Origin of the sequence: Mycobacterium triplex (assembly GCF_000689255.1) — a bacterium.
GTDB classification, from domain to species: Bacteria; Actinomycetota; Actinomycetes; order Mycobacteriales; family Mycobacteriaceae; genus Mycobacterium; species Mycobacterium triplex.
The window spans coordinates 2,690,865-2,715,600 of the sequence record NZ_HG964446.1 but is presented as its reverse complement, the minus strand read 5'-3'; the positions used below and the strand labels follow the sequence as shown (position 1 = coordinate 2,715,600).

Below are 24,736 nucleotides of genomic sequence, written 5' to 3'. Positions count from 1 at the left end.
CGGGCTACCCTGACCGGGTGAATCTCGATGGCAATCAGGCGTCCATTCGCGAGGTCTGCGACGCCGGCCTGCTCGCCGGTGCGGTGACGGTGGTATGGCAGCACGGAGAAATCCTGCAGGTCAACGAGATCGGCTACCGGGACGTCGGCGCGGGCCTGCCGATGCAGCGAGACACGCTATTTCGCATCGCGTCGATGACCAAGCCGGTCACCGTGGCCGCGATCATGAGCATGGTCGACGAGGGCAAGCTAACGCTCAAGGACCCGATCGCGCGGTGGGCGCCGGAGCTGGCCAACCCGGCGGTGCTCGACGATCCACGCGGTCCCCTGGACCGCATCCACCCCGTCAACCGCGCGATCCTGATCGAAGATCTGCTGACCCACACCAGCGGCCTGGCCTACGGATTCTCGGTATCCGGGCCGATCTCCCGGGCCTATATGCGGCTGCCCTTCAACCAGGGCCCGGATGTGTGGCTGGCCGAACTCGCCAAACTTCCGCTGGTGCATCAGCCGGGTGAGCGGGTCACCTACAGCCACTCCATAGATCTGTTGGGCGTCATCGCTTCTCGGGTCGACGGCAAGCCGTTCCACGAGGTGCTCGACGAGCGGGTGCTGGGCCCGGCGGGGATGCCCGACACCGGATTCTTCGTCTCGCCCGAAGCCCGGCGGCGTGCCGCGACCATGTATTCGCTCGACGACGATCACCGGCTGCGGCACGACGTGATGGGCCCGCCGCACATCAAGCCGCCCTCGTTCTGCAACGCCGGCGGCGGGTTGTGGTCGACCGCGCAGGACTACCTGCGGTTCATCCGGATGCTGCTCGGCGACGGGACCGTCGACGGCGTGCGGGTGTTGTCGCCCGAATCGGTCCGCCTGATGCGCACCGACCGGCTCACCGACGAACAGAAGCGGCACGACTTTTTGGGCGCGCCGTACTGGATGGGCCGCGGGTTCGGGCTGAACCTGTCGGTGGTGACCGATCCGGCGAAGGCCAAGCCGCTGTTCGGGCCGGGCGGAATGGGAACGTTCAGCTGGCCGGGCGCCTACGGGACCTGGTGGCAGGCCGATCCGTCGGCGGATCTGATCCTGCTGTATCTGATCCAGAACATGCCCGACCTGACCGTGGACGCGGCCACCGCCGTCGCGGGTAACACGTCGTTGGCGAAACTGCGCACCGCGCAACCGAAGTTCGTCCGTCGCACCTATCAAGCGCTCGGCCTTTAGCGCCGTGCCCGACTACCCACCCGATCGCATCGTCGGCTCGCGGCTCGTGCTGCGCCTGCCCACGCTCGCCGATGCCGGTGCGCTGTACCAACGGGTCGCCCGCGATCGCGCGGTCACGAAATATCTGCTGTGGTCGCCGCATCCCGACGTGGCGACGACGCGGCGGGTGATCGCCGAGAAACTCAACGCCAGCGACGAAGAGCGGACGTGGGCCGTCGAACTGCGGCACAGCGGCGACGTCATCGGGCTGACCAGCTGCCGGCGCTCGGCGCCCGAATCGGTGGAGATCGGCTACTGCCTGGGCCGCAAGTGGTGGGGCAAGGGTTTGATGTCCGAGGTGTTGGACATGTTGCTGACCGCGCTGCGGGCCGACCGGGAGCTGGTGCGCGTCTGGGCGACCTGCAGCGTCGACAACATACGGTCGGCGCGTCTGCTGGAGCGGGCCGGGTTCGTGCGGGAGGCCCGACTGCAACGCCACGCCGTCTACCCCACGATGGGATCCGAACCCCGGGACGCCTTGCTCTACGGCATGGCCCTGCGCTGACTCCGGGCACACGCGGCGTTCAGTGTGCGGCCGGGGCTTTCGGTGTGCGCTCACGGTTTTCGGTGTGCGTCCACGCCGGGCCGCCACGGCGTGTCGCCGGCCTGACCGCACACTCAAATACGCGGATGCACACTCACCACCCTGGGCGCCCGCCCGAGTCGCCTAAGCTAGAAAACCGAAACTTTGGGTCCGGATCGGCGGAGGGACGCATGACGGCCGGAATTGCCTGCCGCACGTGTGGGATCGAACCACTCGAGAATGCCCGGTTCTGCCACGGATGTGGCTCACCCGTTGCCAAGGCCGACACACCGGCCGAGTACAAGCAGGTGACCGTGCTGTTCGCCGACGTGGTGCGATCGATGGACATGGCGGGCTCGGTGGGTCCCGAGCGGTGGCGCGAGATCATGGCCGAGCTGGTCACCTCGTCGGCGGCGGTGGTGCAGCGCTACGGCGGCACGCTCGACCAGTTCACCGGCGACGGCATCATGGCCGTGTTCGGCGCACCGGCCGCCCTGGAGGACCACGCGCTGCGGGCGTGTTTGACCGCGCTCGGTATTCAGGACGAGGCCAAGCGCCTTGCCGTCGAAATCGGCCGCCGCGACGGCATCGGTCTGCGGCTGCGGGTGGGTCTCAATTCCGGCCAGGTCGTTGCCGGCGATATCGGTTCTGCGGGTTTGCGTTACACCGCGATCGGTACGCAGGTCGGGATGGCTCAGCGGATGGAGTCGGTCGCGGCGCCCGACACGGTGATGCTGAGTGAGTCCACCGCGCGGCTGGTGGAGGGTGCCGCGGTGCTGGGAGAGCCGCAAATGGTGCGCATCAAGGGCGCCGACGATGCGGTGCCGGCGCGCCAGCTGCTCGGTGTGGCCGGGCAGCTCGAACGGACCGGTCCCTCGTATTCGAGGCTGGTGGGTCGCGAGTGGGAAATGTCGGCGTTGGCCGCCATGGTCGATCGCGCGGTTGGTGGTCGCGGGTCCGTGGTTTCGGTGGTCGGCCCCGCCGGCGTCGGGAAGACCCGGCTTGTCCGAGAGGCCATGCAGCTGGCCGAAACTCGCGACGTCGAGGTGTTCACCACGTTTTGTGAATCGCACGCCGCCGACGTCTCGTTCCGCGTGGCGGCGCGTCTGTTGCGCGCCTTCTGGCAGTTACGGGGCCTCGATGATGACGCGGCACGGGTACGGGTGCGGGCGCAGGTTCCCGATGCGGATCCGCAGGACCTGTTACTGCTGGACGAGTTGCTCGGCATAGCCGATCCCGATACGGCGCCGCCCAAGATCGATCCGGATGCGCGGCGGCGGCGGTTGACCGCGCTGATCAACGCGGCCCAGCTGGCCCGCGGCGAACCCGCGGTCTTCATCGTCGAGGACGCGCACTGGATCGACGAGGTAAGCGAATCCCTGCTGGTCGACTTGTTTTCGGTGATCCCGCAGACGCCGTCGATGGTGCTGGTGACCTATCGGCCGGAATATCACGGGGCGCTGGGGCGTCTCGCCGAGGCCCAGACCATTGCCCTTGGGGCGCTGAGTGATTCGGAGACCTCGACGATGGTCGCCGAGCTGTTGGGCACCGATCAGTCCGTGGGCCGGATCGGTGAGATCGTCGCCGAACGCGCGGCCGGTAACCCGTTTTTCGCCGAGGAAATCGTCCGTGAGCTCGCCGAACGCGGCGTACTGGTGGGCCAGCGCGGCAGCTACACCTGCGGCACCGACGTCGGAGAGGTCCGCGTGCCGGCCACGGTGCAGGCGACCATCGCCGCCCGCATCGACCGGCTGGGCCCGGCCGCCAAGCGCACGCTCAGTGCGGCGGCGGTGATCGGACCGCGTTTCAACTCCGATCTGCTGACCAGCCTGGGCGTCACCGCATCCGTCGAGGAGCTGATCGCCGCGGAGCTCATCGACCAGGTGCGGTTCAGCCCCCGCGCCGAATATGCGTTCCGGCACAACCTGATTCACGCGGTGGCCTACGAATCACAACTGAAGTCCGATCGGGTCCAGATGCATCGGCGGCTGGCCGCCGCGATCGAAGCCGGCGAACCGCAATCGGCCGACCAAAACGCGGCGCTGATCGCCGAGCATCTGGAGGTCGCCGGTGATCTGCACGCCGCCTACGGCTGGCACATGCGCGCCGGATCGTGGGCGAACAGGCGCGACATCAACGCGGCGCGGCTCAGTTGGGAGCGCGCCATCCGGATCGCCGATGCCTTAGGAGTCGAAGACCCGAATCGGGCGGCCATGCGCATCGCCCCGCGCACCATGTTGTGCGGGCTCGCATTTGTCGCCCGGGTGGACGTCGCGGATGCCCGCCTCGCCGAATTGCGGGAGTTGTGCGCGGCCGCCGGGGACAAGGTGTCGCTGGCCATCGGGATGTCCGGGCTGGTGATGCATCACGCGTATCAGGCCCGGACCCGCGAGGCGTCGGCGCTGGCGTCCGAAGCAATGGCACTCATCGAGTCGATCGACGATCCGAACTTGACGGTGGGGCTGTCGTTTGCGCCCATCTACGCCAAGGCGCTGAACACCGAGTGGAGTGACACGCTGGAGTGGTCGCAGCGCGTCATCGACCTGGCCGACGGCGACCCCCGCAAGGGCAAGGTCATCTTCGGGTCGCCGTTGGCACTCGCCTTCGCGTCGCGCGGCATCGCCCGGTATTGGCTGGGTCGCCCCGGCTGGCACGACGACTTGCGCCACGGCCTGACCATGGCCCGCAACGCCGACCACATGTCCTACGCCACGGTCGTCAGCTGGGTCTACTTCGGTGGCATACCGCTCGGGGTCCTGACGGCCGACGACGACGCGGTGCGCGAGATCGAGGACGCCCTGCGAATCGCCGAACGATCCAGCGACAACCTCGCGTTGGCCTACACGCAAATGACATTGGGCGTGGCACTGGTGGAGCGGCCGACGGTCGCCGAACGCGAACGCGGACAAGCGGTATTGGCAGAGGTGGCCGAAGCCTTTTTGCGTCGGGGCCACAACCTAGGTGAATTACCGCTGGTAAATGCCTACTTGGCGCGTGAGATGGCTCGCCGCGGAGATCATGACGGCGCGATCCCGCTGATGCGCGACGCGGTCGAGACGCTGTGCTCCGGCGGACGACTGCTCGCGTGGGGCGTACCGGCGGCCGGCCTGCTGGTGCACACGCTGCTCGAGCGCCGGGCCGATACCGACGGGGCCGAAGCCGAGGCCACGATCGAGCGGTTGGCGACGGCACCGACCGACGAGGGCCAGAGCATGCGCGACGTCGTGCTGTTGCGGCTGCGCGCGCTGCTGGCGCGGGCGCACGACGATACCGCGGCGTATGAGGGTCTGCGGGATCGCTACCGCGAAACGGTGACGTCGCTGGGTTTGCAGGGGCAGATCGCGTGGGCAGAGGCGATGGCGTGAAACGGATCAGACGCCGTCCAGCGCCCGGCGCGCATAGGCCCGCACGTCGGCGTCGCCGTCCTTGAGCGCGAGGCCGAGTGCGTCGCGGGCCGCGGCCTCGTCGGCCCAGCGGGTCAGGCTGAGCACCGCCGCCTTGCGCACGTCCAGGTGCGCGTCGGACAGCGCATCGGCCAGCCGCGAAATCGCAAGCACCGCGAGCTCGGTCGCCGCCCCGGCCAGCGCACGCGCGGCGCCCTCGCGGATCTGCCAGGCCGGCGCCTGCAACGCCTTTTCGACCGCGTTGAAATCGTCTGCACTGCAGCCCAATTCACCGAGCGCGGCGAGCGCGGCCGCGCGCACCAACGGGTCGGCGTCGGCGATCAGCGCACTGACGGCCCCGCCGCCGGCCCGCAGCGTGGCCAGGCCGGCGGCCGCGGCGATGCGCACCTCCCGGCTCTCGTCGCGGGTGGCCGCCTGGACCCCGGCCACGTCGTCGACCGAGACCAGCGCCCGTACCGCCTCGATGCGCACCCGGTGATCGGGATCGTCGAGCGCCCGGCGGTATTGGCCGGCCGCACCGGTCTTCCGGGCGGCCAGCAGATACACCGCGGCCGCCCGCACCACCGTGTCGCCCGACTGCAGATGCGGCTCGGCGCCGGCCGGGTCGGGCAGCACCTCGACCAGCTCGCGGATCCCCTCGGCGCCGGTGCGGCGCACCCCGGCGTCGGCGTCGTCGAGCGCGGCGAACAGCGCGGGCCCGTACCCGTCGGGTAGGTGCTCGGTGAGCGTCGCCACCGCGGTGCGGCGCACCCCCGGATCGGTGTCGGCCAGATACGGTTGCAGGTCGGCGATCGTCGGCTCCTCGAGGGCGAGCACCTGCGCGATCCGCGGTGACGGCAGCTCGAACGTGGTTGCCGCCGAAGCGATCCGCGAGCCGGCGGTGGCCGGGGCCTTACCGCCGACCAGCGGGGGCTGCGCCACCTCGTGCACGGTCTGGTCGGCCGGCGGCAGGCCGTCCAGCTCCGGGACCGACACCAGGTACGGGGCCACCGGGCGCTTGAGGAACACCATCTCGCCGTCGGGTCCCTTACGCAGGTTCAGGTGATAGCCCCACTGGCTGTCGTCGCGGACCGGCAGGTCGGCGCGTTCGTGGTAGAGGCCCCAACGGGATTCGGTGCGGGTGAGCGAGGATCGCGCCGCCATCTCGGCGCAGTCGCGGATGAACGACACCTCCACGGCCCGCATCAGCTCGTGCGGATTGCGGGCCCCCATCGCGGCGATCTCGTCCTGCATCCGGTCGAAGGTGTGCACCGCGATCGACAACTTGGCCGCCGTCTTGGGCGGGGCCACATAGTCGTTGACGAACCGGCGCAGCTTGTATTCGACCTGCGGCTGCGGCGGTCCGTCCGGGTGCCGCAGCGGCCGGTAGATCAGCTCGTGCGCCGCACGCAACTGCTCCTCCGGGAGTTGTTGCGGCGCCTGGACATCGAGCAGGGTCGAGGCGGCGTCGGTGCCGGCCAGGTCGCCGAAGACGAATGCCCCGATCATGTAGTTGTGGGGGACACACGCCAGATCACCGGCGGCATACAGCCCGGGAACCGTGGTTCGCGCGTGCTCGTCGACCCACACCCCGGAAGCGGAATGTCCGCTGCACAGGCCGATTTCGGAGATGTGCATCTCGATGTCGTGCGTGCGGTAGTCGTGGCCGCGGTTGGCGTGGAAGGTGCCGCGGGTGGGCCGTTCGGTGGTGTGCAGGATGTTTTCCAGCGCCGTCAGCGTCTCGTCGGGCAGGTGGGACACCTTGAGGTAGATCGGCCCGCGCGCGGAGTCGATTTCGCGTTTTACTTCCGACATCATCTGCCCCGACCAGTAATCGGAGTCGACGAACCGCTCGCCGTCGGCGTTGACCTGGTAACCACCGAACGGGTTGGCCACATAGGCACACGCCGGGCCGTTGTAATCCTTGATCAGCGGATTGACCTGAAAGCACTCGATGCCGGACAGCTCGGCGCCCGCGTGGTAGGCCATCGCGTACCCGTCACCGGCGTTGGTCGGGTTTTCGTAGGTGCCGTACAGGTAACCCGACGCGGGCAGCCCGAGCCGGCCGCACGCCCCCGTCGACAGGATCACCGCCTTGGCGGCGATCGCGACGAATTCGCCGGTGCGCGTGTTCAATGCGGCCGCCCCGACGGCCCGGCCCCCGTCGACCAGCACCCGCACCGGCATCAGCCGGTTCTCGATCCGGATCTTCTCCCGCATCGACCGCTGCCGCAGCACCCGGTACAGCGCCTTCTTGACGTCCTTGCCCTCGGGCATCGGCAACACGTAGGACCCCGAGCGGTGCACCCGGCGCACCGCGTACTCGCCGTGTTCGTCCTTCTCGAACTTCACCCCGTACCGCTCCAGCCGCTGCACCATGGCGAATCCCCGGCTGGCCGTCTGATAAATGGTGCGCTGGTTGACGATTCCGTCGTTGGCGCGGGTGATCTCCGCGACGTAGTCCTCCGGTTCGGCCTTGCCCGGGATGACGGCGTTGTTGACCCCGTCCATGCCCATCGCCAGCGCCCCGGAGTGCCGCACGTGCGCCTTCTCCAGCAGCAGCACCTGCGCGCCGTTCTCGGCGGCCGACAGCGCCGCCATGGTTCCCGCGGTTCCGCCGCCGACGACCAGCACGTCACAGTCCAGCCGCACCGGCGTCACATCCGGTATCTCCATCATGCCGCTGCCGCCGAATGATCCAGTGCGGCGATGACTTCGGTGCGCAGCGCGGTGCGCCGCCGATCGGCGCGGGGCTCCGGCACGTCGATCAGGGCGCGCAGCGGCTGGCCGGCCTTGCCCAGTACGGCGATCCGGTCGCCCAGCAGCAGCGCCTCGTCGACGTCGTGGGTGACGAAGACGATCGTGGTCGGGTGAGCGCTCCAGGTCTCGATCAGCAACCGCTGCATGGCCGTTCGGGTTTGGGTGTCCAGCGCGCCGAACGGCTCGTCCATCATCACGGCACGCGGCGTTCCGGCCAGCCCGCGGGCCAGCTGCACGCGTTGGCGCATGCCGCCGGACAGGCTCTTGGGCAGGTAGTCGCCGAAGCCGGTGAGACCGAGTTCGGCGATCCAGCGGTCGGCTTCCCCGCGCCGCCTGGAGCGCGGGACGCCACGCAGCCGCAGCGCCAACTCGATGTTGGACCGCACGCTGCGCCACGGCAGCAACGCGTTGTCCTGGAACACCATGCCCCGGTCACCCGACGTGGTGGTCACATCGGCCCCGTCGGCCAGGATGCGGCCGGCGTCGGGGCGCAGCAGTCCCGCGATCGCGCGCAGCACCGTCGACTTACCGCAGCCCGAGGGACCCGTCAGCACCAGGATCTCCCCCGGGCGCACGGCCAGGCTCAACCCGTCGATCACCGGAGCACCGGTGTAGGACAACCGAACTCGATCCAGTTCCAGACTCATGCCGGCGCTCATCGCTGTGCCTCCTGTGCGCGCGGAAGCCAGCGGGTCACCCGGCGGCCGACCAGTTCGACGGCCGCGGCGGTCGCGAATCCGAGCACGCCGATCGTGATGATGCCGACGAACACCTGGGGATAGGCCAGCACGGTGTAGTCCTGCCAGGTGCGATAGCCGATGCCGAGGCGCCCGGAGATCATCTCCGCGGAGATCACGCAGATCCACGCCACCCCCATGCCGACCGACAGGCCACCGAACACTCCCGGCAGGATGCCCGGCAGCACCACCTCTTTCAGCACGTCCCACCGGTTGCCGCCCAGGGTGCGCACCGAGTCCTCCCACAGGGTGGGCAGCGCCCGGACCGCATGCCGGGTGCTGACCAGGATCGGGAAGTAGGCGGCCAGGAAGGTGATGAACACGATGCCGGCCTCGTCGGTCGGGAACAGCAGGATCGCGACCGGAACCATCGCGATCGCCGGCACCGGCCGCAGCAGCTCGGTCAGCGGGCCGAAGGTGTTGGCGAACAACCGGGAACGGCCCAGCAGCACGCCCGTCGCGACACCGATCACGGCGGCCAGCCCGAAGCCGGTGAGGATCCGGATCAGCGACTGCGCCAGGTCGAGCCAGTACTCGTAGGTGCCGAGCCGGCGCTGCAGCGCGTGGACGATCTGGGTGACGGTGGGCAGCGTGTCGAACCGCAGCAGCAGCCGCACCTTGTCGGCGGTCAGCACCTGCCACAGCCCGATCGCCGCGACGACCGAGGCCAGCCGCAGCAGCCGCCACTGCCACGGCGAGGCGGCCCGCCGCGGTGTGCCGAGCACAGGCACCGATATGGGTTGGTCTATCACTTGCGCGGTCATACCGAACCTCCAAGGGCCTGTTGGTAATTCACGACGGTGCCGCCGGGGTGAGCGGCGAGATAGCGACGCGCGCCGGCCGGGGCGCCGAACGGGAGGTAGTTCGGGCCGTCTTGCACCCAGACGGCCTTGTCGGCAAACCACCGGGTGCCCAGCTCGGCGTCGGGGACGTAGGCCGCCCGTACCTTGGCGCCGTGGGCGGTCGCGTCCCGCACCGCCCGCAGCAGGCTGGTCGGATCGGCCAGCGTCTGGGTGGCATCGGATCCGTCCAGCCACAGTTCGCTGGCCAGCGCGGGGTCACCGGCGAGCACCGACGGGTTGGCGGTGGCGGCCCGGGTCGCGTCGTAATTGAGGCCGCGGGCGCCGAACACGGCGCGCAACGGCGCGTCCTGGACGAAACCGGCGACGTCGAGGTCGGCGAAGTCGCCGATCGACTTCAGGTACGGCACATCGTTTTTCAGCGCTTCGACCAATGACGGTTTGAGCGTGGTATCGAATGACGTGCCGCCGGGACCGTTGTAGAGGTACACCACTTCCTGCGGCAGCCCGCTGGCCTGGGCGACGATGCGAGCGGCCTGAAGCGGCTTGGAGTTGAGGAAATCGGTCGCGTCCAGTTGGGCCTGCAGGAACGCGCCCAGCACCTCCGGATGCGCGGACGCATAGGAACGGCGCACCACCACCCCGTGGAGGGTGGGCAGGTTCAGCTCGGCGCCGTCGTAGAGCAGTTTGGCCTTGCCCTGGAAGACCAGCAGTCCGGGCCAGGCGACGAACTGCGAAAGCCCTTGCACCTGACCGGATTCCAGGGCGGACGCGCCGACCTGGGGCTGCTGGTTGAGCACCTCGACGCCGTTGATTCCGCCCCTGTCCAGGGCCCGCATCAAGGTGCCGTGACCGGCCGAGCCGACACTGGCCGAGACCTTCGAGCCGGCCAGGTCACTCAACATGGTGGCCGTCGAACCGGGCGCCACCACGACCATGTTCAGCGCGCCCTTGGGGTTGTAGCCGGTGATCGAGACGATTTCGGTTTTCGCCAGCGGGTTGGCCTGTGTCTTGGAGCCGTTGATCAGCATGGGGTAATCCCCCATCGAGCCGATGTCGATCTTTTCGGCCAGCATCTGCGCGGTGATCGGGGCGCCGGTGTCGTAATCCTGCCACCGGACCGCGTATTTGGTGCCGGTGCGGGTGGTGATGTCGGCGAGCCGGCGTTCCAGGTAGCCCTGGGCACGCAGCAGTGTCCCGGCGGTCACGGTGTTGATCGTCTTGGACTGGTAGCCGACGACGACGTTGACCACACCGGAGGACGCCGATAGGGATTCCAGCGAGCAGCCGGACAGCACCGCGACGAGCACGGCCGCGACCAGCCGAAGGGCGTGTCGTTTCATGAAAGATCCTGGGCTGTTGGGTATTTCAGCGAAGCAGATACGGCATGTTGACCGTGACGGCACCGGTCGGGCAGCGCGCGGCGCACGGGCCGCAGTACCAGCATTCGTCGACGTGCATGAACGCCTTGCCGGTGTCGGGGTCGATGGCCAGCGCATCCAGCGGACACACCTCGACGCAGAGGGTACAGCCGTCGATGCACAGCGACTCGTCGATCGTGACCGGCACGTCGACCCGGTTGTTGTTGACCAGCGTCATGGCTTACTCCTAATCAGGTGGCCGCGCATGGTGATTCGATCGCCGCGCATCCGGATGTATTCGAGGTCGACGGGCCGGCCATCGTCGAGACTGGTGAGCCGCTCGAGCATGAGCAGCGACGCACCGTCGGGCACCTGCAGCGTGGCAGCCGAATGCACGTCGGCGGGAATGGCTTCCAGCGCCAGCGATGCTTCGCCCAGCCGGTGTCCGCTCACCTGCTCGATCAGCGCGAACAGATCGTTGGTCTCCAGCGGGTGATCCAGGATCCGGGTTCCGATATCCGGGGCGAGGTAGGTCAGGTCGAGGCTCAGCGGCAAGTCGCCGAGGTAGCGCAACCGCTCGATGAACACCGCCTGTTCGCCCGGTTGCAGCCGGAGCCGGGCGGCCACCGCCGGCGGAGCGACCACCGGCATGGCGGCGCGCACCTCGTTGCGGACCTCGCCGATGTGTTTGAAGGTCTCTTTCAACCCCAGCAGGGAGTCGATCCGGTGGTCGTACTTGCGCTGGGCGACGTGGGTGCCGACCTTGGGTCCACGGTCGATCAAACCCTCGTGCTTGAGGATGCCAAGCGCCTCGCGAATGGTGTTGCGGGACACCGTGAACTCGGCCGACAAGTCGCTGTCGGGCGGCAGGCCGTCCGGATAGGCGCCGGCGTGGATCTGCTGGCGCAGCACATCGGCGACCCGGCGGGCACGGTCGGCCCGGGGTCCGCGAATGGGTATCGCCTCAGCCACGCCGCCACGCTAACCCAGCTCAGGGGCATATTTCGGCTGGGCGGCCCGGGCAGCCGGCGGCGCGAAAACCCATTGCGCCGGGTGCGCTTCGGTGTCCACCAGCGCAAACCCGGGCCCCGGCGGTTATTGCGCCACCTGGTTGACGGCGCCGCCTTTGCGATCCCGGTGAGCAGAAAGGTCTTGATCCCGGCCCGCGCACGGATGGTGGAAAGCTTTAGCGCCCGCCATGATTGAGGTAGATGTGCTTGCACTCGAGGTATTCCTGCAGCCCGTGCGCACCCAGCTCGCGGCCGATGCCGGACTGTTTGAACCCACCCCAGGGCGCCTGCAGCGGCGCCGTCTGTGTCTCGTTCACCCACACCACGCCCGCACGAATGGCGCGGGCGGCCGTCAGGGCGCGGCTCAGATCGGAGGTCCACAGCGTCGCGGCCAGACCGTACGGACTGTCGTTGGCCATCCGGAGCACCTCGTCGGTTTCGGTGAATCGCACCACCGCCATCACCGGGCCGAAGATCTCTTCGCGCGCGACGACCGCCGTGTGCGGCACCTCCAACACCGTGGGTGCCACGAAAAAACCGTTCTCGAGCGCCGGGTCGGTCGGCAGCCGACCGCTGACGGCGACGTTGCCTTCCTTCGCGCCGATGCGGATGTACTCGGTGACCCGTTCCTGCTGAGCCCGGCTCACCAACGGCCCCATCGTCGTATCGGGATCCAGTCCGGCGCCGAGTTTGAGGTCGGCCGCGATCGCGCAGATGCCTTCCAGCACTTCGTCATACACGTCCGCGTGGATGTAGACGCGCGAACCCGAGGAGCATATCTGGCCCTGGTTCGCGAACACCCCCGCCGCGGTGCCGGCGACGGCCGCCGGCAGGTCGGCGTCCGGGAAGACGATGTTCGGCGATTTGCCACCCAGCTCCACCGCGACCCGCTTGATCGAATCCGCCGCCGAACGCAGCACCAGCCGGCCCACGGCGGACGATCCGGTGAACGACACCTTGTCCACGTCGGGGTGTGCGACGAGTGCGGCGCCCGCTCGGGCGCCGCCCGTCACCACCTGAAACACCCCGTCCGGCAACCCCGCTCGAGCGAAGATCTCCGGCAACCGCAGCGAGGTGAGCGGGGTCTGCTCGGCCGGTTTCAGGATCACACTGCAGCCGGCGGCCAATGCCGGCGCAACCTTTTGGGCGGCCAGCATCAGGGGGTAGTTCCACGGGGTGATCGCGGCGACAACCCCGACGGGTTCATGCACGACGATGCTCAACGCGTCGGCCGAGACGGGAAAGCTCTCCCCCGCCGATTTCGTCGGCCAGCCGGCGTAATACTCCAGCATCCGGGCGGCTTCCGCGACGTCCCACTGCGCTTCGGCCAGCGGCTTGCCGACATCCAGCGATTCGAGCCGGGCCAGCTCGTCGGCCTTGGCGCGCACCAGCTCCGCGGCACGGGCCAGCACTCGCCCGCGCTCGTCGTCGGGCGTGCCGGGCCACCACCGGCCGCCGTCGAAAGCCGCCCGCGCCGTGGCGACCGCGCCGTCGACGGCCGCGGCGTCCATGTCTTCGATGGACGAGATCCGTTGCGCGGTCGCCGGGTCGAGAACCTCGATCGTTTTCATCCGTGCACCAACGCTTCCTCGGCCGCGGCGCGACCGGTGCGAACCGCGCCTTCCATATAGCCCGCCACCCACTGATCGGAGCCGCAGACGTAGAACGGCGGCTCATGCGTGCCGTGCAGCGGGCCCACCCGGTGGACATCGCCCGGACGCCACTGTGTCACGTATCCCTGGGTCCACGGATCGGTCCCCCACAACCGCTCGAAAGTCGCGACAGGACTCATCGCCTCGGACCCGAACCAGCTTGCGAGTTCGGCCAGCGCCTCCTCCCGGCGGTACCGCATCGACGCGGACAGGTAGGCGGCGATCCGCTCGGGCGGAACCAGGCAGGACAGCACACCCTCGGTCTGCGGCCACGAGGAGCCCAGGATGCCCTCGGACTCCGTCAAACCGTTCTGCCCGCGATCGCGCCAGAACGGCCGGGTATATGCGGCAACGAATTTCGCGGCCAGCGCGTGGCGCTGCCGGTGCAGCGACTCCAGCCGGGCCTCCGACACGCCCTCCACCGCGATGTCGCGGAAGGGGCCGGCCGGCAGCGAGCTCACCACCGCGTTCGCCCGCACCAGCTCGCCCGAGACCAGTTGCACGCTGCTGCCGCCCGGCGCCACCTTGATCGAGCGCACGGGCGAGTCCAATCGGATCCGGTCCCCCAGATCGGCGGCCATCCGCAGCGCGACCGTCGCCGAGCCCTCGGCCACCCGAAGGTTCTCCCATTCGTCATAGGAGTACAGCTGTGCGTTCGGCATGCTGGCCGCCTTGCGCAGCGACGCGAGCAGCGAAGTGCGTTCGAACGAGCCCGAACTCAGGCCCAGCTGGCCGGCCTCCAGCGCACGCCGGACGTTCGGGGTAGCACCGATGCCGGCCAGCCAGCTCATCACCGGCATGGTGTCCAGCGCCACCGCGTCCGGGTGCGACCACGGGTCGTCGGGATCGACGGTTGCGGCAAGCGCCGCGAACTGCTGCTCGACGTGGCGCATGCTGCGGTGGTCGGCGTCGGAAAACCAGGACGGCTCGTCGCCGACGTAGGCCCCGTCATGCAGGACGTAGGTGAGCGCGCCCGGCTCGGCGACATAGCTCGGAATCAGGGTGAGTCCGAGTTCGGCGACCAGCTTCTGATACGCGGTGTGCCCGTTGCCCACCACCTCACCGCCGAGCTGGACGATGCGGCCGTCGTCGAGCGTGATCTGCTCGACACGTCCGCCCACCCTGTTGCGGGCCTCGAGAACAACAACGTCGGCGCCGGCCCTCATCAGGTCGCGGGCCGCGGACAGGCCCGACAGACCGGCTCCCAGAACGGCGACATCGTAAGGCATTGTCTTGGCTCCCGATTCAGCTCATTGCCAGCCGTGGTCCGGGAATTCGCCGGTGATCCCGAGCGCGGCACCGGCCTGCTCCCAGATCGCCGCACGAACGGAATCGACAGTCAGCGAAGGGTTCTCGAGCATCAGCTGGCCACCGAAACCGTCGCACAACGCACTGATCAGCCGGGCCTGCGCCCCGATGTCACACGGGTTGAACTCGCCCGACGCCACGCCGTCGGCGATGGTTTCCGCGATCCAGTCCTGCTGCGCCCGGTCCATCTCGATGGCCAGGGCGCGCGACTCCGGATTGCGCAGCGCGCGGCACCACAACTCCTGATACATCGCCCATTCCCTGCGCAGGGCCTCCGTGCTCGGCAGCGACGCGGAGATGATGCGCGCCAATCGTGCTGTCGGGCTGTCGGTTTCGGGGCTCGCCTGGTAGACGTCTCGGCCGGTGTTCTCGAAGGAATACCGCAGCGCTTCGGCGAACAGCTTCTCCCGGTTGTCGAAATGGTAATGCAGCGCCGCCGTGGATACCCCGGCCCGCTCGGCGACCATCCGCATCCGAATGCTTTCGAAACCCTCCTCGCTGATGATCGCGCACGCGGCGGACAGGATCGCTTCCCTGGTCTCGGCGGCGATTTCGGCTCTGGTGCGCCTGGTGGTATCGGACGCCATCATCATCATCATTTGCGGCCGGCCTCCTCGTCCAGGTCGCCCAGGTCGGCACGGACGCGAGCCGCGAACCAGGCCACACCCTGCTCACGCATGGACAGCGGTCCGGGTGCAAAGTCGATGTTGCCCATGCCGATTTGCATTCGCTGCACCAGATCTTCGTCCTCACGCGTGGTGATCGCGCTGATGTAGAAGTTGAGCTGTTGTGCGATTCGGGTGCGCAGGTCGCAGTTGGCGCGTCGCAGATAGGCGCCGGGAACGTCGACCCGGTCGACACCGCGGGGGTTCATCTTCCAGATCAGCACATGATCGGGATACAGGTCGATCATGGTGTTGGGGTAGATCGCGATGTAGCGAAAGACGCGGCAGTCTTCCTCGAGCAGCCCCGGCATCGGGCGTACCACCCGCTGATAAAGCCGCTCGGCCCAGTTGTCAGACGCCTTGTCGCGCAACGGTGCATCGTAGACGGCGTAGAGATCCGCGGTCTGCACCGAATAGCGCTTGTAGTCGAGCAGCCGCATCAGGCCCGGATGCGCGACCGGGACGTGGTAGCCCTCGAGGTAGTTGTCGACGGCCACCTTCCAGTTCGACTCCTGTGCGTCTTCCGGTTTGTTGACGTGGACGCGCGCCTTGCCGAACGTCTCCATCGTGCCGCCCAGGTAGCGCTCCAGCAGGGGGCGCAGGCCCGCTAACTGCGGTCCGAGCGGTTCGGCGGCCAAGTCGAGATTGACGAAGATCAGCCCGCAGAACACCTCGGCGCGGGCACCGAACAGTGACAGCTTCGACTTGTCGAGACAGGGGATCGTCCGGTTCTCCGGCGCCCCGACGAGCTTGCCGTCCAGGTGATACGTCCAACCGTGGTACGGGCAGCGCAACGCCTTGCCCTCACCCGGCTCCGTGACCAGGCGGGTGCCGCGGTGCCGGCAGGTGTTGAGGTGGGCGCGGATGCCACCGTCCTCGGTGCGCACCACCACGACCTCTTTGCGCCCCACCGAGCCGACGATGCGCGACCCCGGGTTCGGCAGGTCGGTCACGTGTCCGACCAACTGCCAGGTCCGGTCGAAGATCCGTCGCTGCTCGAGATCAGCGACCCGCGGATCGGTGTAGTAACGCGAATCCAGTCCGGGCTCCAGCGGGTTGACGTCGCCTTTTACCGGGCGCGGTCTGGCCTTGACGGATGTCTCGTTCATCTGCTGCGCCGCGTCCTTCTGCTCGACTTCCGAACTTTCCAACTAACTGACTAACTGATTAGTTTGTTACTATGCCAGTGTGTTTCATGGCGTGTCAAGGGTCAGGAGGTTCGACATCACCGGGCAAAAGTGGGCACCAGCTCGGCAAAAGCCATTCCGGGCGCCGACCGCCTGGCTCGGCCTCACCCCCGAGCCGGAGCGGTCGCTTCCCGCGCTGCTGGCCGGGCTGCAGGGCGAGGCGACGGTTTCGCGGGAGCGAAACAACGTCACCAGGCTCATCCTGCGGGGCACCAACCGACGGTGGCTGCGTTATCTCGACCGGGCCGCGCAGCTCGCGCTCGACGTCGCAGGCGGCACCCGCGAGGGCGACCCGCACCTGGCTCTCGCCGTCGCGCACGTGGTGCTCGACCACGACCGGATGCTGATCGGGCTACCGGGCGACGCCTACGACCGAACCGCCGAGCGCCGGAAGCGCCTCGCCGCGGCCATCCCCGAACTCGAAGCACGTATCAACACCAACCCATTGGAGATCTCGTGAAGCTCATCCTCGACCAAGACACCTGCCAGGGCTACGGCCTGTGCCAGGTGGCAGCTCCAGTGCTCGTCGACCTCGACGACTTCGGCTACGCCCGACTGATCGGCAGCGACAGCGTGCCCGCGTCCGAGCGCAACCACGCCCACGACGCGGTGGCCGCGTGCCCGGCGCGAGCCTTGCGGGTACGCACATGAGCCGGGACCTGCGCAGCCTGTTCGACCCCGCTTCGATCGCGGTCGTCGGCGCCAGCACCGACCCGGCCAAGTGGGGCAATGCCGTTGCGCTGCAGGCGCTTCGCGGCGCATATCGGCACCGGGTGCAGCTGGTCAACCGAAGTGGCGGCGAGATCCTCGGGCAACCGACGGTCACGTCGGTCGCGGAACTGGACGGGCCCGTCGACCTGGCCGTCATCGCGGTGCCCGAAGCGGGATTCGAGGAGGCCGTCGACGGCGCACTCGACAACGGTGCCCGTGCCATCGTCGCGATCACGGCGGGCCTGGGCGAGGCCGGCGAAACCGGGCGGGCGCGCGAGGACGCGCTGATCGCCCGTGTCCGAGACGCCGGCGCGGTGCTGGTAGGCCCCAATTGCCTTGGCCTGGTGGACAACACGACCGCGACATATCTGTCCTCGAACCAATTCGCACCGGGTGACATCGCGCTGCTGAGCCAAAGCGGCAATCTCGCCATCGAACTGGACCGGCTGTTCACCGGCCGGGGCCTGGGGATCTCGCGGTTCGTCTCGCTGGGCAACCAGGCCGATGTCAACCTGGTCGAGTTGATCGACGCGTGCGCCGCCCACCCGTGGACTTCGGCGATCGCCGTGTACATCGAGGACTTCCGGGATGGCCGCGGATTCGTCGAGGCGAGCGCGGCCGCGGTCGCCTCGGGAACGCCGGTGGTGGTACTGGCCGCCGGTGCCAGCACCGCCGCCGCCCGCGGCGCGCAGTCGCACACCGGTTCTCTCACCAGCGATTCGGCGGTGATCGCCGCGGCGTGCGAGGTGGCGGGCGCCATCGCGGTCCGCACCCCCCGCGAACTCGCCGATGTGTTGTTCGCGCTGCGGCAACGGGCGGTTCCGCGGGGGCGCCGGGTCGCCGTCCTGACCGACGGTGGCGGGCACGGCGTGATCGCGTGCGACGTGGCCGAGGCCGCGGGCCTCGACGTGCCCGCGCTCGGCGAGCACACCCAGGCCCGGCTCCGGGATGCGCTGTGGTCGCAATCCCACGTCGGCAACCCGGTCGACCTGGCCGGTGCCGGCGAAATGGACCCCGACAGCTATGCGCGGGCGTACGCGGTGCTGCAAGCCTGCGACGAGGTCGACGCCATCCTGATGACCGGGTACTTCGGCGGCTATTCCAGCGGTGAGGACGGCCTCACGGGTCTGGGGCCCGCCGAGTGCGCCGCCGCCAAGCAGATCGCCGCCGATGCGGCCGGCGCCAAACCGACAGTCGTGCAATCGATCTTCCCCGACGCACCGGCGACCCGGATCCTGCGCGACGGCGGCGTGCCCGTCTTCGGAGCGATCGCGGATGCGGCGGCCGCGCTGGCCGCCGTCGCCGGTACGGCATCGACGGCCGGCCCGCTCGAGTTGCCGGCGCCGGCGGCACCCGTCGCCGCCACCGACTACATGGCGGCGCGGAACGCCTTCGCGGCCGCCGGAATCGACTTCGTCGCGGCCCACGAGATTCGCACCATCATCGAATTGGGTGGCGCCGCCGACGAACTGCGTCCGCCGTACGTCCTCAAGGCATTGGGCCTGCTGCACAAGTCCGATGCGGGCGGTGTGGTGGTGGGCCTGGCATCGCGCGACGACCTCTTCGAGGCGCACCGAAGCCTTTCGGCGAAGCTACGCCCCTGCTCGTTCTCGGTCGAAGAGATGGCGGATCTGGCAGGTGGAATCGAGCTGATCGTCGGGGCGCGGTGGGATTCCCGCTTCGGCCCGACCGTGCTGGTCGGCATCGGCGGCACCGCCACCGAAGTGCTGCGCGATGTGCAGGTGGCGCTCGCGCCGGTCGACGACGCCGCGGCGCTGCGCATGCTCGAGCGGTTGCGCACCGCGCCGCTGCTGCACGGGCACCGCGGCAAGCCGGCGGTCGACGTCGCCGCCGCCGCACGCACCATCGCCCGCTTCAGCCACTATGCCGCGGCCCACCCCGAAATCGCCGAGCTCGAGATCAACCCGTTGTTGGTCACCGCGTCCGGAGCGACGGCGCTGGACGCCCGAATCGTCAAACAGCACTAGGAGATTGCGATGGATTTCGCCTACACCGCCGCCCAGCAAGAACTGAAGGCACGCGCCGCCGCGTACGCCGAACTGCTGATGGGCTACGAGGACGAGGCCGAACAGGCCGGCGGCCCATTGCCGCCGGAAACGGTCGACAAGCTGGCCAAGGCGGCGATGGATGCCGGGATGTACGGCATCAACATGCCCGTCGAATGGGGCGGAGCGGGCCTCACGCTGCTCGAACAGGTGATCGTCGAGGAGGAATTCGGCAAGGTCACGAACTGCCTGTGGGACATCCCGTGGCGGCCCTCCAACGTGCTGGCACTGGCCTCCCCCGAACAGCGGGAGCGCTACCTGCTGCCCATTCTGCGCGGGGAACGATTCGACGCGTTCGCCACCACCGAACCCGACGCCGGATCCGACGCGGGCGCGATCGCGACCACGGCCACTCCGGTCGACGGCGGCTACCTGATCAACGGCGAGAAGTGGTTCGTCACCTGCGGCGACATCGCGGACTTTCTGCTGGTGCAGGCAAATGTGCTGCCCGACAACGAATCCACCCTGTTCTTCGTCGAGAAGGACACCGAGGGCGTTCGGATGAGCCGGGTACCGCACTTCATGCACTCCGCGGTCAACGGCCACCCCGAGTTCATCTTCGAGAATGCCTTCGTGCCCGCCGATGCCATCCTCGGCGAGATCGGGCAGGGCTTCGAACTCACCAAGGACTGGTTCACCGACGAGCGGCTGATGATCGCCGCACGAACCGTCGGGGTGGCCGAACGCGCACTGGGCCTGGCCCGCGACTGGGCCATCCGGCGCAAGCAATTCGGATCCCCGATCAGCGACTTCCAGATGATCCAGTCGATGCTCGCCGACTGCGCCGTCGACATCGCCGTCAACCGCGCCTACACCCACCAGGTGGCCTGGGAGGCCGACCACGGTGTGGATCGAAAGACATTGCACGCCAAGGCATCCATCGCGAAGCTGTCGGCGAGCGAAGCCGCGGGCCGGGTAGTCGACCGCTGCCTGCAGATCTTCGGTGGCCGCGGATACGACCGGGCCTACCCCATCGAGCGGATGTACCGCGAGGTGCGCGTCGACCGGATCTGGGAGGGCACCTCGGAAATCCAGCGCGTCATCATCGCAAACGAACTCATCAAGCGCGGTACCGCGTTTCTCGATCTGCCGGTCGCGTAGAAAACGCAGTGAAAGGACGGTTGTTCAATGGAATTCGCATACACGGCGCGGCTGGCCGAGCTCAAAGACCGCGCCCGGGCCCTGGCCGAGAAGATCATGCCGTTCGAGGACGAGTGCGAGCGCCACAACGGGCTGTCGCCCGAGTCGCACGCCTCGATCAAGGCCGCCGTGCTGGGCTCGGGCCTGCAGGCGATCAACACGGCAACCGAGTTCGGCGGAGCCGGGCTGAGCGTGCTCGAACAGGTCGTCGTGCAAGACGAACTCGGTAAGCTGACAAACGCGCTGTGGGACACCGTGTGGCGCCCCGCCAACCCGCTGGCGCACGCCTCGGCGGACCAACGGGAGCGGTACCTGATCCCCAGCGCGCGCGGTGAGCGGCGTGACGCCGTCGCCATTTCGGAATCCGGGGCCGGGTCGGACTTCTCGGCGGCCAAGACCACCGCGACGCCGGACGGCGACGGCGGGTATGTGATCAACGGCGAGAAGTGGTTCGTCACCGTCGGAGACGTCGCCGACTATCTCATCGTGCTCGCCTACGTCGAGCCGGAGCACGCCCCGACGATGTTCCTGGTGGATGTCGGCACCCCGGGAGTGGCCATCACCAATGTCCCGCGCTACACCCACACTTTCGTCTACGAGCACCCCGAATTCAGCTTCACCGACGTGCGGGTGGGGGCGGACGCGGTGCTCGGCGGCGTCGGCGCCGGGCTGGAACTGACCCGGGATTGGTTCACCGAGGAGCGGTTGATGATCGGCGCGCGCACCATCGGCGCCGCGGAACGCGCACTGACGCATGCCGTCGACTGGGCGCGGGAACGAGTGCAGGGCGGCCAGCCGCTGATCAACCGGCAGCTCATTCAGGGCATGATCGCCGACTCGGTCGTCGACATCACCACCAACCGTGCCCTCACCCATCAGGTCGCCTGGGAGTTCGACCAGGCCGACCTGAGTGATCCCGATCAGCGAAAGACGTTGCACGCCAAGGCTGCCACCGTGAAACTAGCGGCGTCGGAGGCATCCAACCGGGTCGCGGATCGCGCGGTGCAGATCTTCGGCGGCCGCGGCTATATCCGCGACTATCCGGTCGAGCGGCTGTGGCGGGAGCTGCGGGTCGACCGGATTTGGGAAGGCACCTCCGAGATTCAACGCCTGGTGATCGCGAACGAGACCAGCAAGCGTGGCCTGGAAAAGCTGCTGTCGTTTCGCACGCTGACCGACGCCTGACGGCGAGCGAAATCCTCAGACGTCTTCGGTCACCGCCCGTTGCACGCGGTCACCGTTACGGGCACCGTTCAAAACCGATGTGTCCGAAGGCAACTCGAAGCCCGGAAACACCGACCCGACCGCGGCGCTCGCCGCGCTGCGTTGGGCTTCCAGGCGGGCCAGTGCCTCCGGGGTGAACACCGACAGGCCGAGATCCGGGTTGTATCCGTGGATTTCCTTCACGTCGAGCTGAGCCAGGAAATACAGGATCTCCTTCGAGACCACCTGGCCCGGAACCAGCACCGGGAAACCGGGCGGGTAGGGCACCACGAACGTGGTGGATACCAATTTCCGGCCCTCGGCGATCCGCCGCCCGGCGCTGCCGATCTGAACGTACTCACGGTCGGACTCCTCGTAGCCCGCGTAGAACGCCGCCCGCATGTCGCCGAAGGCGCAGGCGTCCACCGGGCGGAACGCGATGTCGAATTCGCTGAAGTCGGGCAGGTGCGGCAGGTCCTCGGTGATCTCCTCGACCCGGCGCTGGTGCAGCGTCCAGTCGGCCACACTGGCCAGTTCCTTTTCCCGGTCGAGGTCGGTGGCCACCCGGCGCAGCACGTCGAGCAGGTGGTGCACGCTCGACCAGGTGACACCGATCGTGAAGATCAGCAGCACGCTGTTGATCGACGTCTTGTTGATCTGAATCCCGAAGCGCTCCATCAGGATCTTCTCGCGGAAGTCGTACCCGTTCATCCCGGTGTTGCCGAGGAACAGGGTCACCCGGGTCGGATCCAGCACGAACTGGTCGGAGCGCCAGGCTTCGTTCCACTCCGCCAGCGCACCCTGGCGGACCTCGCGGTAGGAACTCACCGCCGAGGCCCGGAACTGCTCGGGCACCAGGTCGGCCTCGTCGAGGATCCGGAACCACTTGCTGATCAGCCGGTCCTTGCGGACGCGGTGCCGAAACACCAGCGCCATGTCGTAGACCTGGCGGACCAACTGGAACCCCTCGATGTCGACCTGCCGGCGGGCCAGGTCCAGCGAGGCCAGCAGCTGCTGGTTGGGCGACGTCGAGGTGTGCGTCAGGAATGCCTCGCCGAACGCGTCGCGGGCGCGGGAGTTGAAGTCGCGGTCGCGCACGTGGATCATCGACGCCTGCCTAAACGCCGACAGCGACTTGTGCGTGGAGTGCGTCGCGTACACCCGCACCCGCGCCTTGGCGGGGTCGGGCAGCAGCCGATGGTTGACCCACTCCGACCGCGGGATCCCTTCCATCTTCTGGGCCCAATCCCGGTATTCCGCAGCGTATTCCGGCGACGCCAGCATCTGCTCGAGGCGGTCGGCCGCCACCATCGCGGTGCGTTGCCGGGCCCACGGAACCGCGGTCGCGAACGCGTACCAGGCCTCGTCCCACAAAAAGCAGATGTCCGGCTTGATCGCCAGCACCTCCTCCATCACCCGCAGCGGGTTGTACACCACACCGTCGAAGATGCAGTTGGTCACCAGCAGCATGCGCACCTTGTCCAGCTGGCCGGCCGCCTCCAGATCCAGCAGCGCCTTCTTGATCGTGTCCAGCGGCACCGCCCCGTAGATCGCGAACTGCGGCAGCGGGTAGGCATCCAGATACAGCGGATAGGCGCCGGCCAGCACCAGCCCGTAGTGGTGCGACTTGTGGCAGTTGCGGTCGATCAGCACGATGTCGCCGGGCCGGGTCAGCGACTGCACGACGATCTTGTTGGCCGTCGACGTCCCATTGGTGACGAAATAGGTCTGGTTGGCATGCCAGGTGCGCGCGGCCTTGTCCATCGCCTTCTTGATGTTGCCGTGCGGGTCCAGCAGCGAGTCCAGCCCGCCCGACGTCGTCGAGGTCTCGGCCATGAAGATGTTGCGGCCGTAGAACTCCCCCATGTCCTGTAGTGAGCGCGAGTTGAAGATGCTGGCCCCCCGCGCGACGGGCAGCGCGTGGAATTGACCGACCGGTGAGTCCGCGTACGCCCGCAGGGCATCGAAAAATGGTGTGGCGAAACGATTTCGCAGACCCGCCAGCACCGTGCTGTACAGATCGGTGACATCGTTGAGCCGGTAGAACGTCCGATCGTAGACGACGTGTTCCTCGTCGTTGCCGGCCGCGATCGACTCGTCGGTGAGCAGATAAAGGTCGATGTGCGGCCGCAATTCGCGAATCCAGTCGCCGCATTCGATGCAGTCGCTGCCGCTGTCACGTCCGACCGCGTCGTCGGTGGCGCCCAGCAGCGTGTTCATCAACGGCACCCGGTCGCGCGACCGCAACGGTACGTCGTGCCGGATGATCGCGGCCTGAATCTCGCCGTTGAGGGCGACGGCGGTGATGGCGTCCTCGACGCTGGGCACCACCAGCAGCTCGAACTGCACGTCGTCGGACGGGCAGCGCAGCGCGCGCAGGGCTTCGGCCAGGCAGTCGGGCCCGGTGTTCGGCGAGTCGTCGGCGAGCAACACGGTGTAGAACTGCTGCTGCTTGGCCTGGGCCACCAACTCCTGGTCGGCCAACGGGGCCGACGTGTCGAAAAGTGCTGTGCGGTCGCCGTATTCGGACAGCAGGCGCACCGCCAGCGACACCTCCTCGGCAAGCCGCACCGTGGACAGGCTCTCCAGGTGAGCGCGGTAGGTCGCCAGGTTTTCCGCCCCGGGGTACAGCCAGTAGCGCTCGTAGGCGCCGAGGCGGTCCATCAGCCGCTTGACCTTCGCCATGTCATGGGTTTTGTCCAGCCCGGCCAGGTCGACCTCGGCGAGGTGACGGCAGGCGTCGTCGAGCAGGTTCCAGGTGTCGACGCGCGTGTACGACGGGTTGGCCACCGCCGCCAGCGCGGACACGCGCAGCCGTCGCGGGTAGGCACTGTAGGGATTCATGTCGTCACCTGTTCTGTGATGGTGTCCGATACTCGGCCACCGCAGTGAATAATTCCCGACACCGACCTGAACGACTCGCCACCATTGTTATCCGGTCCGGCCTGCGTCCGCGATCTTTTCGCTC

The 24,736-nt window shown here is 68.2% G+C and carries 19 protein-coding genes; 8 read left to right on the top strand and 11 right to left on the bottom strand.

Annotation, left to right across the window (positions count from 1 at the left end):
• The first annotated feature begins 17 nt into the window (after positions 1-17).
• The 3 genes from BN973_RS12750 to BN973_RS12740 all read left to right on the top strand — a co-directional run bounded on the left by BN973_RS12750 (position 18) and on the right by BN973_RS12740 (position 5,150).
• On the top strand, positions 18-1,223 hold the full coding sequence (locus BN973_RS12750; protein ID WP_036468556.1) for a serine hydrolase domain-containing protein: 1,206 nt from the start codon (positions 18-20) through the stop codon (positions 1,221-1,223).
• A 4-nt stretch (positions 1,224-1,227) separates the two neighbouring features.
• On the top strand, positions 1,228-1,767 hold the full coding sequence (locus BN973_RS12745) for a GNAT family N-acetyltransferase (protein ID WP_036468553.1): 540 nt from the start codon (positions 1,228-1,230) through the stop codon (positions 1,765-1,767).
• Positions 1,768-1,976: 209 nt separating this feature from the next.
• Positions 1,977-5,150: an ATP-binding protein gene (locus BN973_RS12740; protein ID WP_036468552.1), complete on the top strand. Its 3,174-nt coding sequence runs from the start codon at positions 1,977-1,979 to the stop codon at positions 5,148-5,150.
• Between the two features lie 6 nt (positions 5,151-5,156).
• On the opposite strand, the gene BN973_RS12735 is transcribed toward BN973_RS12740, so the two are convergent.
• The 10 genes from BN973_RS12735 to BN973_RS12690 all read right to left on the bottom strand — a co-directional run bounded on the left by BN973_RS12735 (position 5,157) and on the right by BN973_RS12690 (position 16,612).
• Entirely contained in the window at positions 5,157-7,847 is a 2,691-nt protein-coding gene (locus BN973_RS12735) for a fumarate reductase/succinate dehydrogenase flavoprotein subunit (protein ID WP_036468550.1), read from the bottom strand.
• Positions 7,844-8,575, bottom strand: a complete 732-nt coding sequence (locus BN973_RS12730; protein ID WP_407067580.1) for an ABC transporter ATP-binding protein — start codon at positions 8,573-8,575, stop codon at positions 7,844-7,846. The genes BN973_RS12735 and BN973_RS12730 overlap by 4 nt, the downstream gene beginning before the upstream one ends.
• Positions 8,576-8,583: 8 nt before the next feature.
• Entirely contained in the window at positions 8,584-9,429 is an 846-nt protein-coding gene (locus tag BN973_RS12725; protein ID WP_036468546.1) for an ABC transporter permease, read from the bottom strand.
• Positions 9,426-10,808, bottom strand: a complete 1,383-nt coding sequence (locus BN973_RS12720) for an ABC transporter substrate-binding protein (RefSeq protein WP_036468545.1) — start codon at positions 10,806-10,808, stop codon at positions 9,426-9,428. Before BN973_RS12720 ends, BN973_RS12725 begins: the two co-directional genes overlap by 4 nt.
• 25 nt (positions 10,809-10,833) lie before the next feature.
• Positions 10,834-11,064: a 4Fe-4S dicluster domain-containing protein gene (locus tag BN973_RS12715; RefSeq protein ID WP_036468543.1), complete on the bottom strand. Its 231-nt coding sequence runs from the start codon at positions 11,062-11,064 to the stop codon at positions 10,834-10,836.
• Positions 11,061-11,798 (bottom strand): GntR family transcriptional regulator, encoded by a 738-nt coding sequence (locus tag BN973_RS12710; protein WP_036468541.1) that lies wholly within the window; start codon positions 11,796-11,798, stop codon positions 11,061-11,063. The genes BN973_RS12715 and BN973_RS12710 overlap by 4 nt, the downstream gene beginning before the upstream one ends.
• Positions 11,799-12,012: 214 nt before the next feature.
• Complete coding sequence (locus tag BN973_RS12705; RefSeq protein WP_051641239.1) at positions 12,013-13,407, bottom strand: aldehyde dehydrogenase family protein; 1,395 nt, start codon at positions 13,405-13,407, stop codon at positions 12,013-12,015.
• Positions 13,404-14,717, bottom strand: a complete 1,314-nt coding sequence (locus BN973_RS12700) for a flavin monoamine oxidase family protein (protein ID WP_036468539.1) — start codon at positions 14,715-14,717, stop codon at positions 13,404-13,406. Before BN973_RS12700 ends, BN973_RS12705 begins: the two co-directional genes overlap by 4 nt.
• Before the next feature lie 21 nt (positions 14,718-14,738).
• Positions 14,739-15,395 carry a TetR/AcrR family transcriptional regulator gene (locus BN973_RS12695; RefSeq protein WP_198048924.1) on the bottom strand — a complete coding sequence of 219 codons (657 nt, stop codon included), beginning with the start codon at positions 15,393-15,395 and terminating at the stop codon, positions 14,739-14,741.
• Entirely contained in the window at positions 15,392-16,612 is a 1,221-nt protein-coding gene (locus BN973_RS12690; RefSeq protein WP_198048923.1) for an aromatic ring-hydroxylating oxygenase subunit alpha, read from the bottom strand. Before BN973_RS12690 ends, BN973_RS12695 begins: the two co-directional genes overlap by 4 nt.
• A 49-nt stretch (positions 16,613-16,661) precedes the next feature.
• Between BN973_RS12690 and BN973_RS12685 the strand changes: the two genes are divergently transcribed.
• The 5 genes from BN973_RS12685 to BN973_RS12665 are packed head-to-tail and all read left to right on the top strand — an operon-like array spanning position 16,662 to position 21,750.
• Complete coding sequence (locus BN973_RS12685; protein ID WP_036468538.1) at positions 16,662-17,108, top strand: hypothetical protein; 447 nt, start codon at positions 16,662-16,664, stop codon at positions 17,106-17,108.
• On the top strand, positions 17,105-17,299 hold the full coding sequence (locus tag BN973_RS12680; protein WP_036468536.1) for a ferredoxin: 195 nt from the start codon (positions 17,105-17,107) through the stop codon (positions 17,297-17,299). Before BN973_RS12685 ends, BN973_RS12680 begins: the two co-directional genes overlap by 4 nt.
• Positions 17,296-19,347: an acetate--CoA ligase family protein gene (locus BN973_RS12675; RefSeq protein WP_036468535.1), complete on the top strand. Its 2,052-nt coding sequence runs from the start codon at positions 17,296-17,298 to the stop codon at positions 19,345-19,347. Before BN973_RS12680 ends, BN973_RS12675 begins: the two co-directional genes overlap by 4 nt.
• 9 nt (positions 19,348-19,356) lie before the next feature.
• A complete protein-coding gene (locus BN973_RS12670; RefSeq protein ID WP_036468533.1) occupies positions 19,357-20,526 on the top strand; it encodes an acyl-CoA dehydrogenase family protein in 1,170 nt (389 codons plus the stop codon).
• Positions 20,527-20,553: 27 nt separating this feature from the next.
• Positions 20,554-21,750, top strand: coding sequence for an acyl-CoA dehydrogenase family protein (locus tag BN973_RS12665; RefSeq protein ID WP_036468532.1), 1,197 nt, complete (start codon positions 20,554-20,556; stop codon positions 21,748-21,750).
• Between the two features lie 15 nt (positions 21,751-21,765).
• Here the strand turns inward: BN973_RS12665 and BN973_RS12660 are convergent, their stop codons facing one another.
• A complete protein-coding gene (locus tag BN973_RS12660; protein ID WP_036468531.1) occupies positions 21,766-24,612 on the bottom strand; it encodes an aminotransferase class I/II-fold pyridoxal phosphate-dependent enzyme in 2,847 nt (948 codons plus the stop codon).
• Between the last annotated feature and the right edge of the window lie 124 nt (positions 24,613-24,736).

Coding starts and splice junctions, on each gene's coding strand:
- BN973_RS12740 (WP_036468552.1), top strand. CDS start 1,977: ATGACGGCCGGAATTGCCTGCCGCACGTGTGGGATCGAACCACTCGAG.
- BN973_RS12735 (WP_036468550.1), bottom strand. CDS start 7,847: ATGATGGAGATACCGGATGTGACGCCGGTGCGGCTGGACTGTGACGTG.
- BN973_RS12730 (WP_407067580.1), bottom strand. CDS start 8,575: ATGAGTCTGGAACTGGATCGAGTTCGGTTGTCCTACACCGGTGCTCCG.
- BN973_RS12725 (WP_036468546.1), bottom strand. CDS start 9,429: ATGACCGCGCAAGTGATAGACCAACCCATATCGGTGCCTGTGCTCGGC.
- BN973_RS12720 (WP_036468545.1), bottom strand. CDS start 10,808: ATGAAACGACACGCCCTTCGGCTGGTCGCGGCCGTGCTCGTCGCGGTG.
- BN973_RS12715 (WP_036468543.1), bottom strand. CDS start 11,064: ATGACGCTGGTCAACAACAACCGGGTCGACGTGCCGGTCACGATCGAC.
- BN973_RS12705 (WP_051641239.1), bottom strand. CDS start 13,407: ATGAAAACGATCGAGGTTCTCGACCCGGCGACCGCGCAACGGATCTCG.
- BN973_RS12700 (WP_036468539.1), bottom strand. CDS start 14,717: ATGCCTTACGATGTCGCCGTTCTGGGAGCCGGTCTGTCGGGCCTGTCC.
- BN973_RS12695 (WP_198048924.1), bottom strand. CDS start 15,395: ATGATGATGATGATGGCGTCCGATACCACCAGGCGCACCAGAGCCGAA.
- BN973_RS12675 (WP_036468535.1), top strand. CDS start 17,296: ATGAGCCGGGACCTGCGCAGCCTGTTCGACCCCGCTTCGATCGCGGTC.
- BN973_RS12670 (WP_036468533.1), top strand. CDS start 19,357: ATGGATTTCGCCTACACCGCCGCCCAGCAAGAACTGAAGGCACGCGCC.
- BN973_RS12665 (WP_036468532.1), top strand. CDS start 20,554: ATGGAATTCGCATACACGGCGCGGCTGGCCGAGCTCAAAGACCGCGCC.
- BN973_RS12660 (WP_036468531.1), bottom strand. CDS start 24,612: ATGAATCCCTACAGTGCCTACCCGCGACGGCTGCGCGTGTCCGCGCTG.